This window comes from Amycolatopsis sp. NPDC050768 (assembly GCF_040654155.1).
In the GTDB taxonomy this organism is placed as follows: Bacteria; Actinomycetota; Actinomycetes; order Mycobacteriales; family Pseudonocardiaceae; genus Amycolatopsis.
Map to the genome: position 1 here is coordinate 492,332 of NZ_JBFAHL010000006.1, position 14,505 is coordinate 506,836.

A 14,505-nucleotide genomic window follows, 5' to 3' on the forward strand; every position below is an offset into this window, starting at 1 on the left:
AGTCCCTGACGTGCACAGAGAAATGGGGAACGTCGTCGTCGACGGCGAAAATCGAATGGAGATGGTGCCACAGTTTTCTTTTTCTTCACGGTCGACGGACGCTCGCGTATTGACGCTAGCATCGTCTCGCCGCGAACAGCGGGACGATATCGAGGCATTTTGGTGTTTCTCGAAAATGCCTCAATCGAGTCGGTCGAGTTCAGCCGGATACTTCTCGGCAAGAGACGGAAGGGAGTGTCCTGCCCGTTCAGGCACAGTGGGGCGGTTCGGTCGTATCCGTGAGCGGGAGTCCCTGGGCGTGGTCGCGCAGCCGGCGTGCGAGATCGATGGTGTCCGCGGTCGGTGCTGTGTCCACTTCGGTCAGCCGGGTCTCGAGCAGGCTGAGGGTGCGGGAGATGGCGTCGTGGCGACCGAGTGTGTGTTGCAGGCGCATGATGTCGCGGTAGAGCAGTTCATTGTGGGGGTCGAATGCACGCGCCGTCTCGAGCAGGTCAAGGGTGTAGTCGGGGTCGTCCGCGACGCGAGCGCGCGCGAGTGCGGCGACGGCGTCAAGTGCGTCGCGACGGGTGGCTTCGCGGGCGGAGACGAGCCATTCACTGTCGAGCCCGTCGGCCAGCGTGCCACCGTAGCCGGCGACGACCATCTCGCAGGAGTGGGTGCGGTCGACTGGTGCGGTCGCGGTGCGGCGGCGAGTGACGGCGGTGGCGAAGCGCCAGTAGTCGACCTTCACGAGGTCGGGGTCGAGCCTGTAGCGCCCGTGCTCGATCAGCACCAGGTTGCCGATGGCGCCGTCCGTGGCGGTCGCCAGCGCCCGGCGGATGCGGGAGAGCACGGTGCGCAGGACGCTGGCCGGGTTGCGAGGTGGGTCGTCAGGCCAGAGGGCGTCGACGATCGCGTCGCGAGCGACGCCGGCGGGGTGCACCGCGAGGAACACGACCAACTCCAGCAGCCGCGCGGAGAGGGCGCTGGTGAGGTCGGTGGTCGCCTCGGGGTGCTCGGTGCCGGTCCGCCAGCGCAACGTCGGGGCCCCGAACACGGTCAGCTCGATCGAGGCGTCGGACACCGTCGCGTCGGGGATGGTCGGGGGCACGGGAGACGAAGGCGACGCGGGGCTGGTCGGCGAGTGGGAGTCGTGCGAGCCGGCGGTGGTTTCCAGACCATTGGAAGCTTCGGCGGGTTCGGGTGTCATGGCCGGTGCTGCGGGCGCGCGCGGGCTGGTGTTCGGGGGAGGGTCGGCCGGTTCGGTGGCGGTGCGGCGCTGGACCGCGTGCAGGAAGGAAAGCAGGTCGCGGGCGGCTGTGTCGGGCAGGGTGAAGGCTCGGGTGCCGCGCAGCGACTCGCCCGGGCCGGGATCGGTGGCGGAGATGATGCCCGCGGCGGTGACGTAGGCGGTCACGCCGGGGCGCCACTGGCCCAGCAGCACGGCGGTCATTCCGGCGGTGCCGTGATTGTCCAGCAGCTGCTGCAGGCGCGCTTGGCGGCTCGCCTCCTGCGGCGGTGTCGCGATCAGCATGCGGGGCCGGTGTAGCTCGGCGGGGTCGGTGTCGAGCCGGGTCAGAGCCGCCTCGAGGTCGGTCGTGACGGTGATAGCCCGGGGCAGGCTCGTGGCGGGTATCGGCAGGCCAGCCACGCGAGTCAGGTCGGCGGCGGGGAGCAGAACCTCCGGCGCGGCGTCCCCGGCGGGCGCCGGCGCGGTGAGGAGAGTGAGCAGCAACGCTCGGGCCGCGGCATAGGCGCCGGGCCCGACGAGTCCGAGCCCGTGCACCTGGGCCAGGTCGAGCGCGATCTGCATTCCGCCGCCGAATCCGGCAGCCCCCGTCTCGCCGCTCGTTCGCGCGCCAGATGCGGCGACGGCAAGGTCGACTGCCGAGGGCACTCTCGTCGGGCCGGCTCCTGCGCTCGCGCCGACCACCCGTCGAGCTCCGGTCGTGAGCACCTGCGCGGCGCCGCTCCCCTGGCCCCCCGTCAGCTCCGATCCGGCGACGGACTCGTTGTCGCCACAGTGCGGCTCAGCCGGGGGACGTGTGTCCAGGGCAGGATCAATGTCGTCGTCGCCGGGGTCCGCTGGGTCGGTGACCTCGAGGTCGTTGTCGCGCTGGGCGCGCAGGTGGGCCTGGCGCAGCCGGTAGACGATCGGAGCGGCCGGAAGGTCGTCGCCGCGGTGACCGCTGCCGGGCTGGTAGCGCGCGTGGCGCCGCCGGCGGGCGAGCAGCAGCAGCGCACTCACTGCGGTCGCCAGCCCGAGCCCGATGAACACCTCGCCCTCGCCCCAGGTCACCGCTCCCCCGCTGTGCTCGGTGCGCGCGATCTCCGGGCCCGGCGCGGCGTCCGAGGCGGGCGGCGCGACGGCCTGCGGGGATGGCCCCGTCTCCGGGCTCGGGAGGGTCGGTGCGAGGTGGTGCGGAGCGGCGGGTTGAGCAGGAGCGACCGGGCTGGGGGTCGGCTCGGCGGCGGGCAGGCGAAGAAGGTCACCCGGGTGGAGCAGGTTGGGGTTGCGCAGAATTCGTCCGTCGGGTTGTGTGCTGCCGCGGTTGAGCGCCCAGATCTCCGGCCATCGGTCGCCGTCACCGAGGCAGCGCTGCGCGACGCGCCACAGCGAGTCGTGGACCCCGTTGCCCGGCTCGCGCACGCGTTCAGCACCAGGACCCGCGGGTTGCGCCGGCCGTGTTGCCTCGGTGTCTGCAGCGGTGGCGCGGTCGACCGCCGCAGCGGCGGACGTGGCGTAGCTCTGAAGATGTCCGGGCGAGGGTGTGCTGGCGGGTGCCGCGTTGGCCGTGCGGCCGAGCAGCGCGACCAGCAGGGTGCCGACCAGCGCGGCAGCGACGCGGCGCACGGGCCCGCTGTCCTGCGGCCGGCGCGCGCCACGCACCACGTCCACCGCGCACGCGGCGACGTCGAGGATGAACACCGTCCACAGCAGCCACGCCACGCAGGCGAGCGCGTTGAGCAGGAAGGTGCTCGACATCGGTGTCCGCAGCAGCGCTTCGAGCTCGTCGAGGCTCGGCACGTGATCGGGCAACGGCCACCCGACGCCGTAGATCAGCACCAGCGGAAGCCCCGCCAGTAGAGCCACGAGCAATGCGGTCGCAAGCAGGCCGCGCACCGTCCAACCCAAGAACCGGACGGTGCTCGCGGCACGGTGACCAGGAGCGAGCATCAGCTGGGTTCCGCGCCTGCGGCAACAGGATCCGCTGAGCTGAGCTGCGGCGGCTGTGCGGCGGTTGGCAGGCCGTTCGTCTTCGGGTCGGTGCGCTTGCGTTTGCGGCCGCGGACGGGCTTGGCGGCCTGGCCGTGCCACCGGGCGAGGTCGGCTGCGGGGATGTCGGTGATCTGGGCCAGCTCGGCAACGTCGATCACGTCCGCGGCTGAGGTGAGGGTGGCGCCGAGCTCTCGTTCGAGCTCGGCGAGCTGGCCGGCGAGGTCGCTGTGGCGGCGGGCCAGCTCGCCGATCATGTTGGCTGCCTCGGCCCGACGGGCGCTGCGCGCGGAGTCGGTCTCCTCGATGCGACGGGCGATCTCCTGTTCGGAGGTGACCATGCCGGTTCTCCCTTCGTTCAGTGGACTACTCGTGGTGTAGGTCAGGGCTCGATGGCGGTCACGCCGCGTTGGGGGTGGGCGGTGCCGCGGCCGTGCGTGCGGATGTCGCGCACGCCGACTAACGACATCAGCTGAGTTCGGTAGGTGGCGGTGACCTCAACGGTCACGGTGTCGTCGCCGACCTCGACGCTCCCGGTGGCGCCGACGCCGGCGAGGTAGGCCTGGGCGAGCTGGTGCGCACGGGCAGGGTCGAGGCGGACCTGACCGGTGGTGCGGTAGGCGGTGAGGTCGAGGGCTTGGGCGCCGGCGCGGGCGGCGGACTCGGCTTGCCCGCCGGCGCGGACCTTGCCGGCCAGCGCGAGGCCGCCGTCCAAGCTCAGGCCGGCCAGGGCGAGCAGCGCGACAAGCAGGACGACCACCAGGACGGTCACCTGGCCGCGTTCGGCGCGCCACCAGCAACCCCATCCGCCCTCGGACTGGCGGGTCATGGTGTGGCTCCGGTGGATTGGGAGCGGAAGGTGTCGACGACTTCGCTGGCGGTGGAGATAAGCGTCCTCGTGGAGGGGACGCCGAGGAGCGCGGCTTGGCCAAAGTCGACACTGCAGCGCACGGTAGCCGTGACGCTGCTAGCCGGGGCGAGGGTGCCAGTCAGGGATGTGGTGATTTCGCGGCACACGATCCCCGCCTCGGCGAGTGCGTGGCTGGCGGTGTCGGCCGCCGCGGTGGTGGCGGCCGCGATGGTGCGTTGCAAGGTGGCGGCGCGGGCGGCCTGGTGGGCGGCGTCGTCCAGCCGCAGCCGCGCGTCAACCCCTCGGTGAACCACCACGGCGACGAACACCAGCAGCATCACCAAGAACGGGGCCAAGATCACCGTCTCGACGGTCACCGACCCCTGCTCATCGGCCCACCACCGCCGCAGCCGCCAGACGGCAGGGACCAGGCGGCTCATGGTGATCCCCCGTTGTCATCCGCACCTCCGGTGGCGCGCCGAGAGGTGACGCCGCCGGCGTGTGGCCAGGTGGAGCGCGGCCGCTCCCACGGAAAGCTGCCGGCGCCGGTGACGTCGCGGGCGGCGGTGATGTAGGCGAACACGCGTTGCGGGAGTTCTTCGGCGACCTCGGCCAGCTGGTGCAGAAGGTGGCTTCCGGGCAGTTCAGCGAGAGCCTGGTCGGTGCGCGTGGTCAGCTCGGCGGACCGGGCTTTGGCCTCCCACGCGCGGGTCAGCACCAGGCAGCCGTGCAGGTGACGGGCCACCTGGTCCAGGCCGTCATCGATGACGGCGACGGCCTCGCGTGCCGCGGCGACGAGCGCGCCGGTGTCGGTGTCGGGCTCGGCGGTGAGTTCGGCGGCGAGGCTGCGGGCAGCGCGGATGCGGTCCAAGCAGGCCAGGGTCTGCCACACGAGGTGATGCACCTCGGCGCAGAGCTGCGGGTCGAGCCAGACGCGCGCCGTGGTGCGGTGCAACTCGTCCACGCCGGCGATCAGATTCCGCACGAGCAGGTGGCTGTCGGGGCCGAGGTCGGCGAAGTCCCTGCTGCGGAAGAAGAATTCGCCGCGGACGCGGTCAAGACGGCACGGCCGGGCCGGCGGATGGCGGTGGTCGGTGGGCATGCGCAGGAACCGGCCGACCCCGACGGCCAGGACGACCCCGGCACCCACAGCGGTGAGCACGCTCAAGTTCGCGATGACCTCGGCCCATCCGGGCGGCGCATGGATCACGTCCGGCGCGGCAGCTCCGACAAGTCCGATGAGGAGGGTCTGCGGCAGCAACAAGGCACGAAGGCGTTCACGGTGCCATCGGCGACGTGGTGTCTGCGGGTTGAGCAGCAGCGTATCGGGTCCGTCGTGGAAGGTTCCGGTGCGCACCGGCGTGGTGGTGATTCGTGTGGTCATGGCATCTTCCGTTCGCGTGCCGTGCCGCTTGTGTGGCTGCGGCGTGAAGAGTCAGTGGGCTCCCGGGATGTCGGGGACGAAGCGTTCGACCACGCCGGCGGCTTCGGCGTGGACGTGCAGGTGCAGGCCGGGCACGACCGCGGCGGCCTCGCCCTGGACGACGACCGACACAGCCGTCGGTCCGCGGGACACGGTCAGCTGCGGGTTCTGCAGCGGTCCGTGGGCGAGGTCGTCGAGCAGTTGTTGCCCGGCCGTGCGCCCGGTGTCGGCGGTGCCATCCTGGGTGCGCGCGGCGGCGAGGGCTTGGGCAGTGGCGGCCTGGGCGACGTGAGTGGCGTGGGACCACAGCGCGAACTGGATGATCGCCATCAGAGCCAGGAACAGCACCGGGATGACGATGACCAGCTCGGCGGTGACCTCGCCGCGGTCACCCCGCAGCGCGCGCTCGAGGCGCGCAGTCACCGTGGGCGGTGACGCGGTCAGCTGCCAAGGTCGATCGAATTCGCTTTCGCGGTCAGCTTGGCCACGATGATCGCGACAATGGCGATCGCGGCGAGGGCCAGCAATGCGGTGACGATGACGGTGGTGGTGATCTCCCCGCGCTCCGGCTCGGCCCGCAACACCGTGATGCGTGCGCAGAGGACTGTCCACAGGGTGTGCATGTGGCTCCACATCAAACTTCCTTCGTTGTCGCGATGCCTTTTGTCCCAACAAGATGGCGCCGTCACAGCTAGAGTCCATTGAGGACTTGGAGTACTGCTGGGTAGGCAATGAAGGTCAAGAAACCGAGGAACAGCAGAGCCACGGGCAGGGCCATGCGTTCGGTGGCGGCTTGGGCCTCGGCTTCGGAGTCGGTGAGCTGGTGGGTGCGCAGGGCCCGCGCTTTCGCGGCGAGCGACGCGCGGATACGGGCGCCTTCGGTGCCGGCCAGCGCGAGCGAGGCGGCGAGCTCGGCCAGCTCGGTGATGTCGAGTTCTTCGCCGAGCTGGCGCAGGCCGGCCCAGGGGGTGGTGCGGGTGAGCTGGGCGGCATGCAGGGCGTGGCGGACCTTGCCGAACGCAGGTCCGTGGCCGACGGTGACGGCGTCGATCAACGCAGCCTCGACACCGGCGCCGCCGGCGAGGGTGATCCACACCAGGTCGAGGAACGCCGAGAGCGCAGCACGAAACTCGCGCCGGCTGCGAGCCGCCCTCGCCCGGACATCGAGGTCGGGCAGGAGGAAGCCCAGCGCGGCCAGGACGATCCCTCCCGCCAGCGACACCTCGGTGCTCAGCGCCGTCCCGGCCGCGGCGAGCAGGGCCTGCAGCAGCCCCGGCGCCAGGAGCCCGGCGAGGGCGAGGAGGCCTTTGACGGCGAGGTGGGTGTCGGCGCCGCGGCCGACGATCCGCAGGTCGGTCTCGATCGCAGCGCCGGGCAGGCCCAGGGCGCGCAGCGCCGGCACGACCAACCGACCCCACCGTCGGACCCACGCAGCGTCACGGGTCGTCGTGATCGGCTCCGCGGATGGTGGTGCGAGCGCGGCGAGACGTTCGCCCAACGCAGGGTGGGGCGGCAGGACCCAGGCCAGCAGCAGCCAGAAACCGCCACCTGTGCCGACGCCGAGCAGGAGCGCGGGAATCATCGGCGGTCACCCCCGTCCGGCCGTTCCTCGGCCACGCTCGGGATCGGTGTTTCCAGGGTGAGCGGGCGATTCTGGCCCGTGCTGGTGGCGATTTGCGTGAGCCAGGCGAACCCGGTCGCGAACACGGCGCCGATGAGCAGGAGGACAAGCTGGCCGCCGGCCGTGTTGTAGACGTCGAGGTAGGCGCGGTCGAACACCACGACGCCGCCGGCGAAGACCAGCGTGGTGGCGACGACCACGCGGACCGAGGTGCGGATGCGGGCGCGGCCGGACTCGATCCGCATCCACGTCGCCGCCTGCTCGCGCGCGGTGGTCGCGAGCGAGCTGAGCAGGTCGGTGAGCTGGTGGGCCTGCCGCTCGGCGGCCAGCACCAGGGCGGCGAGGACGAGGTCGGCCATCGGATGGTCCAGTTCCCCGGCCAGCTGCCGCAGTGCCGGCGCCAGACGCTGCCCGCTGGACAACCTGGCGGCGAGGCTGGTGATCTCGGGGCGGATCGGGGGCGGGGCGAGGCGGGCGGTTTCGAGGATGGCTTGCTCGAGCCCCGCGGCGGCGGACAGGACGTCGCGCAGCATCTCCGTCCACCCGGCGATCGCCTCGATCCGCGCCATCCGGCGCGCGAGCACGCGGTCGGGGCCGACGAGCCGAGGGAGGAACCAGACCGCCGCCGCGGCCAGCACCACGCCGACCATCCAGCCGGTCACGGCTGCGGCCACGATGCCCGCGCCCAGCGCCACGGCCAGGCGCAGCAACACCCGTCGATCCCGCAACCGGCGTGCGAGCGCCCGGATACGGCCGACCTTGAGGCTCGTGGGCGTGTCACGACGTGGGACGGAGAGGATGAGCAGCACGCCGCCGGCGGCGCCCGCACCGAGACCTGCGGCGATGACGGTGGTGGGGTTGATCGTCATGACGTCCACCACCCCTCAGGCTGGGTGAGCAGGGCCGGGTCGAAGCCGGCGGCGACGAGGTCATCGAGCGTGTCGGCGCGCAGCGCGCCCGCCACGGGCACGGCGCGGCGGTCGGGTCCGCGGCGGTAGATCTCGTTGGAGATCACCGCCGGGCCGTCGGCGTCGATGACCTCGCGGATCGAGGCGATCACCCGGGTGGTGCGGTCGGCGGCGCGGTCGAGGTGGACCACGAAATGCACCGCGCTCGCCACCAGCAGTGCGGTCGCCTCCAGCGACAGTCGTTCCGGGCCCTGGGCGGCGTAGGAGGCCAGCCGGGTGAAGGCGATCTTCGAGCTGGACGCGTGCAACGTGGCCATGGAGCCGTCGTTGCCTTGGGACATCGCGTTGCACATCGGGATGACCTCGGGCCCCCGGATCTCGCCGACGATCACGCGGTCCGGGCTCATGCGCAGGCCCCAGCGGACCAGCTCGGCCTGATCGATCGCGCCCTCGCCCTCGACGTTCGCCTCCCGGGCCTGCAGCGCGATGACGTCGGCGTGCAATCGGGGATCGCGGTCCAGCCCGAGTTCGAAGGCGTCCTCGATGGTGACGATCCGCTCCGCCGGGTCCATCTCCGAGCCCAGCGCACGCAGCAGAGTGGTCTTGCCCGCGCTCGTGCCGCCGGTGATCAGCACGTTCTTCCGCGCCCGCACCAACGCGCGTAAGAACCGCTCCAGCCCGGCGTCGATTGTGCCGCGGCGGCGCAGCTGCGCCAGCGACGTGGTCAGGTAGCCGTGCCGGCGGATCGTGCATGCCGTCACTCCGGCCGCCGTCAGACCCAGCACAGCGAAGAGGCGTTCCCCGCCGGGCAACTGCAGGTTCAGCGCGGGCGAGCCACGGTCGAAGCGCCGCTCCTCCGAGGACGCGCGCGCCGCGAGCGTGCGGATCTGCTCGGTGAACTCCTCATTCGATCCTGCAACCGGTGAGGCCTGGGTACGGCGGCCGTCGGTGTGCTGGAGAAACACCCGGTCGAAGCGGTTGACCACGATGGTCTCGACCGTCGGATCGGCCAGCAACGGCTGCAACCCGCCCAGGCCGAACACCTCATCCAACACCTGCTCGACCAGACCCTGCTCGGTCGCGGCAGTCGGTAGCGCGCGGCCGGCGAGCAGCTCGGCTTCGCTGTGCGCGACCATTTCAGCCTCGAGCACCTCGCGGCCGATCTCCCGCCGCCGCGCCGAGCTCACCGGGGCGCCGTTGGCAGTCTCGCCCTCGATGCGCGCTGGGAGGTTCGCGGTCAGTGCGGTCCGCAGTCGTGTCCGCAGGCGCTGCTCGGCGCCGCTCTCAGCTGGCTGTGCGCTGACGCGGGCCGGGTCGATGGCGGTCATGCCGGATCCGTTCCGACAAGCCGAAGGTGATGACCGTTGTTCTCCAGCGTGGTTGGCCAGGCTGGCGGCGTCGGCACCGGGCGGAGTCGGTCCAGCGGCGGTTCACGCAGCTGAACCACCTCCCCGCCGGGCAGACGGACCTGCTGCGCCGGCACCCCCGGCACGCCCACCGCCGCGACGGCCGGCGACCGTGGCGCCGCCGTCGCAGCCAAAACACGGGCAAGCGCGGTGACCGACTGCTCGAACCCACCGGAGCCGCGTCGGCGGACGCGGGAAGTTCGCCGGCCGCTGAACGCGGCGGCACCGACCGGGTCATCCGGGATACGCCCGATCGCCGACACGCCAAGCTCGCGCTCAACCTCCGCGGTCGCGTAGCCCTGGCCGGTCAGCAACAGCCCGGGCCGCGCCGTCCAGCCGGCCAGTTCCGGCAGCCGCGCCGCGGCATGAGCGAGGTCCTCGACACGAGTCCGGCACATCAGAATCAGGGCGTCTGCCCGACGGGCGATCGCCTCGGCCGGCGAGCCGCGGTCAACCCGGCCGCAATCGGCCAGCACCACCACGCCCGGAACCCGCGCGAGCACGTGCAGCACCGGGCCGGTGTGCGCGGTGACCATCGTGTGCAACGCAGCGCGCGCATGCGGCCCGCCGGGCGGGGCGACCAGCACCCGCGGTCCGGCCGGCAGGGGCTGGGTGTGCTCCCACACCGCCGCCGGGTCCTGCACGCGACGCACGACCGCCGCCAAGCTCACCAACCCCGGCGCGGTCGGCAGCCCGAACCGCAGCGCGAGGTCGCCACCGGACGGGTCGACCTCAGCAACCAGCCGGCAGGTGGCCTCTGGGTGCGGCCACCGCGCGGCCAAGCCCATGGCCAGCGTGGTCACGCCGGGCGAACCCTTCACCGAACACAACGCGATCAGCATCAGCGACCACCACCCGCAGGCTGAAGCACCAACGCCAACTGCGCGGCCGAGGCCTGCGCCAGCTGCGCCGCGCTCGCAGTGTCGAGCTCAAGCGACACCACGCAGCTCGAATCCGCGCCCGCAGGCGCGACACCGAGAATGGTCGCCAACCACGATGTGCCCGGCGCCGTTGCCTGGTCCCCGGCGCCTGGCGTTCCGGCCGCCGTGACGACCACCGCGACCGCGGCACCAGCCGCGAGCTCCGGCGGGAACTGGCCCGGCTCCAGCCCAACCGCCACCACAGCACGCCCCACAGGAATCGCCGCAGCGCCGACGGCGTCCGGAGTCAGCAGCGCGCCGGAGCCGAGGCTGGTTGCCATCGGGCGACCCACGACGCTGGACGCCTGACCCGCGGGGATGACCATGACCCCCGCCGCGGGCGAGACGTCGACGCTACGCAAGTCCGTCGGCACCAGCACGTGCCCCAGCGCCACCGGACGCGCCACAGCCAGCACTGGCTCGCGGTGGGCGTTGTTGCCGGCCCACCACAGCGACCCGCCGACGCACACCACGACCAGCAGCACCCCGGCCACCAGGTGCGGCAGTCGCCGCCGGCCGCGTCGAGCCGCCGGAACTCGGCGCGATCCCGACGAGTCAAGCCACGACACCGTTCGGAGCTCGTTCGACGACGAGCGCCCCCGGGTGGGGGTATCCGTGCTGGTCATGATGCAACCTCCAGGCATAGATCACCTGCACCACGAATTCGCGAAAACGCAGTCAGGAGGGGAAAAGAACGACTATTCGATTGAGAACTCTCCGGCCCTAGCCGGTTCCCAGCGCTTGAGCTTCAGCGACTCGCAACGCCGCCGACGCGCTGGTCGTCAGGTCCGGGAATGTCCCCGACGCCCCCGCACCGGCCCACGCGATCCGCCACGAAACCGTGGCAGTCACCCGAAATTGTTCCCCCGGAGCTCCCGCCGAGGACCGCTGGTACGTGTGACCGCAGTCCGGCGACGCCGCCCTCGGATCACCTCTACTAGTGAATGGCGTGCCCGGCCCGGTGCACGTCACCGTGCTGCCGTCGCCCATCGACCACACCACCGACACCGGCGTCGCTGTCGCGGTCACCGAGACCGCCGGCACCGCCGCAGTCGCCGTCCTCGACAACCACCCATCCCGATCGAGCCACAACCACGTTGGCAACCGCACCAACTGCGTCCCCGCCGGACTCGATGCGATCAGCGGACTCGGCAACCGCAGCTGCGCCCGCGCCTGCGCCGCCAGCTCCTCCGGCGACGGCACCGGCGCCGCACCTGGGGCTTGCCCATCCGGAATCCACACTGGCGCGCGGAACAACGCGTCCCGTGCCCCAGTGCCCGAGCAGCGATAGACGTACCACGCGCCGCCCCCGTTCTCGGCCTGCGCTGATACCACGTGGCCCTGTTCAGCCGAGCGCAACGACACAAGACTCACGCCGCCCGCGCCCGAGCTGTAGCTAGCGGTCTTCACGCCCGACGGAAGTTGATAGTCGCTGCGCACGTACGAGCACCGCGCGCGATCGTCTTGCCCGACCTTGGTGTCGCCTGGCGGTGCCGAAAGCGCTGGTCCTTCGGGTTCATGCGGCGACCTCGGTGCACCTGGCCCCGGCGCTGGAGAAACATCGCGTCCGCCTTGCCCTGCACCGAGTGCACAACCCGCGTAGGCCGCCTGACCACAATCGACGTCTCCGAACCAGTCGCCCGCAAACGCAGGCCCCACGCACGCGAGCATTGCGGAGCAGGTCAACATCGCCGCTGTAGCAGCTCGCTCGACGCTCAGCATGATCCGGTTCCCGCTACCGCGAACCGAGTCACCCGCCAGGATCCGTCGATGCCCAGTTTGACCTCGGCGTTGATCAGGTGCTTGCCGCCGGGCTCACTGTCGGCTGGCTTGCCCGTGTCGGTCCGGTACTTCAACCAGCCGCTCGCGTCTGAGCAGTCACGGATCATGACGGTCTTCGGTGCGCTCTGCGAATCCACAGACTGAACAACCGGCACACCGACAGGATGCCCCTTGGTGATCAGGCGGTTCGCGTGGTCGGCGTACATCTGGCGCGACAGCACCGAAAGCGCGTCGCCCGTCGTGTGATCAGCCAATCGCGACGACTGCCAGTCAGACGTCGCCGCCACCGCCGCGACATCGTCCCACATCGCCAAGTACGCCGTGGTGGCGTTTTGCGCCGCGGCTTCTGCAGGAGACGTAGTTGCGCGGCTCGGGGTCGACGCTGGCACGCTTGGCCTGGCGGAAGCGGGAGCTGAGGCTCCACCAGAACCGCACGCGGTCGCACCCAGGCCGATCCCGATCACCGTGACCAGCGCGGCCGTGCGCATGCCCTTGCTCGAAAGACGCGTCATCGCTGGCCCCCAGGTCGCTGGTATCCGTTGCCCGCACGTGCACGCGTTCCCCGGATGGAACACGTCGGGCTTGGCATTCGTGCAAGGTCGACTTTCCCGTTTTGAGGTCGGCACTCGTGAACTCGTCGGTGAAGTTCACCCGATGGGCTGGGCACGACCATGTGCGAAGCGCGAACGGCGGTTGTTGTGTACATCTTGATCAAGTGAGAACCGAGGTCACCGTGCAGTTCGCGCAAATCCGTGGGTGGTCGACGCTGGGCGCCGTCGTCGTTGGTCTCGTACTGGGGGCAGCAGGAAGCCTGCTCACACGCCGGTTCGTACCGCCCGGCCACGTTGCCGCCAGGTCGTGGTGGCTGGGGGCACTGATCACGGCTGTTGTGCTGGGACTCGTGGCCTGGCGCGTTCGCGCCGGCGGCGAACCCGTGGTCGACGGATACGTGGCGGTGCTGGCGGTCCCGCTCGCAGTCATCGACTCGTGCGAGCATCGGTTGCCACGCGCGCTGTTGTGGCCACAGCTGGGCGGCGCTCTGCTCGGGTTCTCGATCTTGTGTGTCGTACGGAACGACTCCGCGCCTGGTGTCCGCGCCGTCGCTGCACTCGCAGCGGCCGCTGGCCTGTTTCTCGTCCTGGCCCTCGTGACTGCCGGAGAAGTGGGAGCCGGGGACATCAGCGCAGCTGCGGTGGTCGGGCTGGTGACGGGATGGCTCGGATGGCCGTTCGTCGGCGGTGCTCTCCTGACGGCCTCGGTCCTGGCGCTCGTCCTCGTCGCCGTCCCGGGAGTCAGGCAACGCAACGCAGCGGGTGTGGTTCTGGTGCCCTTTGGGCCGTGTCTCTACGCAGGAGCCCTCGTGATGGTTGTGGCGGCCGCGTAACTCAGGGACGACGGGCCCCGCCGAGATTTCCAGGGCTGGGGTGGCGCGAATAGGGAGGGGCGCCACCCCAGCGCGCGATGTCGAGCGCAGACCTACCGGCCCCCCGACGGGATCGGCAGCTCGAACAGATGACTCGACTCGCATACCTCCACGATGAGGTGCCGAGCTCCGTGAAGGAACTGAACGGCGAGCACAGCGGTGTGCTGATTTTGTGCCGCTTTTGTGCCGGTTGTGTCATGGTGGAAATCGTTTTCGTATCTGATCGCGTCACCTGGTCGACGCAGTCCGGCCGCGCAGGGCCCACACTCACGCGCGCCGGTGACGAATCTTGTCCGACGCTTCAACACCAGACGCCGTGAGCTCAAGTCGCTGGGTCGTCGGTTCGGAGGCGAGGTGACCAGACGCCATCAGCTTTGAGCACGCCTGAGCAACCCAGTCCGCCACCGCCTGTCCTCCGTCGGCGATGAAGAACTCGTCGTACCGACGCAGAGTTCCGCGCTCGACTCGGCGCAGGGCGCGCTGGGACGGCACATCGATTTCTGTTTCTTCTATGTTCACGCTGCTTCTCCGACCACCAGGCGGGACCGGACGGACGCGTGCTGACCGCTGAGCGCCACGCCAAACTCCTTGTCGAGCAGCACAGTCTCACGACTGGCCGGTTCAGTCCCCTGTGGACTACCGGAGTACACGTGGAGTGGAACAGACGACGGCCCAGGATGGCTACGAGGCGTAACCTCGCCCCCGTGTGTTGACCTGTCCAGCCGCGCGTGTATCTCGATTGCCGTTCGCAGCAGCGCACGCAGCTGACCCACTTCCGACGGGCGAAGAATCGCGGCACCAGACGCGTCGAACGTCAAACGCGGACCTCGTTCATCTATCGATACCCGCACGCACGAGCGTCGTCCGTCACGGTCACGGCACGACACGGCCCATGCGCGTCGCCCAGCCTTCCAACCAGCCCTGATCAACACAGCCAGAACACCATGCCGGTTGCGCACCTTCCGAGCCCGCGCCG

The 14,505-nt window shown here is 70.7% G+C and carries 15 protein-coding genes; 1 reads left to right on the forward strand and 14 read right to left on the reverse strand.

Going from position 1 to position 14,505, the window contains the following annotated elements; translation table 11 throughout:
• Positions 1 to 247: 247 nt before the first annotated feature.
• From AB0H62_RS20925 to AB0H62_RS20985, 13 genes are all read right to left on the reverse strand, one after another.
• Positions 248 to 3,103, reverse strand: coding sequence for a BTAD domain-containing putative transcriptional regulator (locus AB0H62_RS20925; protein ID WP_255638084.1), 2,856 nt, complete (start codon positions 3,101 to 3,103; stop codon positions 248 to 250).
• 53 nt (positions 3,104 to 3,156) lie between these two features.
• Positions 3,157 to 3,537 (reverse strand): hypothetical protein, encoded by a 381-nt coding sequence (locus AB0H62_RS20930; RefSeq protein WP_255638085.1) that lies wholly within the window; start codon positions 3,535 to 3,537, stop codon positions 3,157 to 3,159.
• Positions 3,538 to 3,578: 41 nt separating this feature from the next.
• Positions 3,579 to 4,025 (reverse strand): pilus assembly protein TadG-related protein, encoded by a 447-nt coding sequence (locus tag AB0H62_RS20935; protein WP_220241396.1) that lies wholly within the window; start codon positions 4,023 to 4,025, stop codon positions 3,579 to 3,581.
• Positions 4,022 to 4,423: a TadE/TadG family type IV pilus assembly protein gene (locus AB0H62_RS20940; RefSeq protein WP_360587546.1), complete on the reverse strand. Its 402-nt coding sequence runs from the start codon at positions 4,421 to 4,423 to the stop codon at positions 4,022 to 4,024. Before AB0H62_RS20940 ends, AB0H62_RS20935 begins: the two co-directional genes overlap by 4 nt.
• Positions 4,424 to 4,482: 59 nt before the next feature.
• Positions 4,483 to 5,430 carry a hypothetical protein gene (locus AB0H62_RS20945; RefSeq protein ID WP_360587548.1) on the reverse strand — a complete coding sequence of 316 codons (948 nt, stop codon included), beginning with the start codon at positions 5,428 to 5,430 and terminating at the stop codon, positions 4,483 to 4,485.
• A gap of 51 nt (positions 5,431 to 5,481) precedes the next feature.
• On the reverse strand, positions 5,482 to 5,892 hold the full coding sequence (locus AB0H62_RS20950) for a TadE family protein (RefSeq protein ID WP_220241399.1): 411 nt from the start codon (positions 5,890 to 5,892) through the stop codon (positions 5,482 to 5,484).
• Between the two features lie 17 nt (positions 5,893 to 5,909).
• Entirely contained in the window at positions 5,910 to 6,104 is a 195-nt protein-coding gene (locus AB0H62_RS20955) for a hypothetical protein (RefSeq protein ID WP_220241400.1), read from the reverse strand.
• Positions 6,105 to 6,160: 56 nt separating this feature from the next.
• Positions 6,161 to 7,051, reverse strand: a complete 891-nt coding sequence (locus AB0H62_RS20960) for a type II secretion system F family protein (protein WP_220241401.1) — start codon at positions 7,049 to 7,051, stop codon at positions 6,161 to 6,163.
• Positions 7,048 to 7,959 carry a type II secretion system F family protein gene (locus tag AB0H62_RS20965; protein WP_220241402.1) on the reverse strand — a complete coding sequence of 304 codons (912 nt, stop codon included), beginning with the start codon at positions 7,957 to 7,959 and terminating at the stop codon, positions 7,048 to 7,050. Before AB0H62_RS20965 ends, AB0H62_RS20960 begins: the two co-directional genes overlap by 4 nt.
• Positions 7,956 to 9,326, reverse strand: a complete 1,371-nt coding sequence (locus tag AB0H62_RS20970; protein WP_220241403.1) for an ATPase, T2SS/T4P/T4SS family — start codon at positions 9,324 to 9,326, stop codon at positions 7,956 to 7,958. Before AB0H62_RS20970 ends, AB0H62_RS20965 begins: the two co-directional genes overlap by 4 nt.
• Entirely contained in the window at positions 9,323 to 10,246 is a 924-nt protein-coding gene (locus tag AB0H62_RS20975; RefSeq protein ID WP_220241404.1) for a carbon monoxide dehydrogenase maturation protein, read from the reverse strand. The genes AB0H62_RS20970 and AB0H62_RS20975 overlap by 4 nt, the downstream gene beginning before the upstream one ends.
• Positions 10,246 to 10,950 (reverse strand): hypothetical protein, encoded by a 705-nt coding sequence (locus AB0H62_RS20980; RefSeq protein WP_255638086.1) that lies wholly within the window; start codon positions 10,948 to 10,950, stop codon positions 10,246 to 10,248. The genes AB0H62_RS20975 and AB0H62_RS20980 overlap by 1 nt, the downstream gene beginning before the upstream one ends.
• Positions 10,951 to 12,039: 1,089 nt before the next feature.
• Positions 12,040 to 12,618: a hypothetical protein gene (locus AB0H62_RS20985; protein WP_255638087.1), complete on the reverse strand. Its 579-nt coding sequence runs from the start codon at positions 12,616 to 12,618 to the stop codon at positions 12,040 to 12,042.
• 203 nt (positions 12,619 to 12,821) lie between these two features.
• Between AB0H62_RS20985 and AB0H62_RS20990 the strand changes: the two genes are divergently transcribed.
• Positions 12,822 to 13,490, forward strand: a complete 669-nt coding sequence (locus AB0H62_RS20990; protein ID WP_255638088.1) for a prepilin peptidase — start codon at positions 12,822 to 12,824, stop codon at positions 13,488 to 13,490.
• 306 nt (positions 13,491 to 13,796) lie between these two features.
• On the opposite strand, the gene AB0H62_RS20995 is transcribed toward AB0H62_RS20990, so the two are convergent.
• Positions 13,797 to 14,048 carry a hypothetical protein gene (locus tag AB0H62_RS20995; protein ID WP_220241405.1) on the reverse strand — a complete coding sequence of 84 codons (252 nt, stop codon included), beginning with the start codon at positions 14,046 to 14,048 and terminating at the stop codon, positions 13,797 to 13,799.
• Positions 14,049 to 14,505 lie beyond the last annotated feature (457 nt).

Excerpts from the sequence above, each read along its gene's own strand:
- AB0H62_RS20965 (WP_220241402.1), bottom strand. The coding sequence starts at position 7,959 with ATGACGATCAACCCCACCACCGTCATCGCCGCAGGTCTCGGTGCGGGC.
- AB0H62_RS20935 (WP_220241396.1), bottom strand. The coding sequence starts at position 4,025 with ATGACCCGCCAGTCCGAGGGCGGATGGGGTTGCTGGTGGCGCGCCGAA.
- AB0H62_RS20955 (WP_220241400.1), bottom strand. The coding sequence starts at position 6,104 with ATGTGGAGCCACATGCACACCCTGTGGACAGTCCTCTGCGCACGCATC.
- AB0H62_RS20975 (WP_220241404.1), bottom strand. The coding sequence starts at position 10,246 with ATGCTGATCGCGTTGTGTTCGGTGAAGGGTTCGCCCGGCGTGACCACG.
- AB0H62_RS20985 (WP_255638087.1), bottom strand. The coding sequence starts at position 12,618 with ATGACGCGTCTTTCGAGCAAGGGCATGCGCACGGCCGCGCTGGTCACG.
- AB0H62_RS20945 (WP_360587548.1), bottom strand. The coding sequence starts at position 5,430 with ATGACCACACGAATCACCACCACGCCGGTGCGCACCGGAACCTTCCAC.
- AB0H62_RS20930 (WP_255638085.1), bottom strand. The coding sequence starts at position 3,537 with ATGGTCACCTCCGAACAGGAGATCGCCCGTCGCATCGAGGAGACCGAC.
- AB0H62_RS20960 (WP_220241401.1), bottom strand. The coding sequence starts at position 7,051 with ATGATTCCCGCGCTCCTGCTCGGCGTCGGCACAGGTGGCGGTTTCTGG.
- AB0H62_RS20980 (WP_255638086.1), bottom strand. The coding sequence starts at position 10,950 with ATGACCAGCACGGATACCCCCACCCGGGGGCGCTCGTCGTCGAACGAG.
- AB0H62_RS20970 (WP_220241403.1), bottom strand. The coding sequence starts at position 9,326 with ATGACCGCCATCGACCCGGCCCGCGTCAGCGCACAGCCAGCTGAGAGC.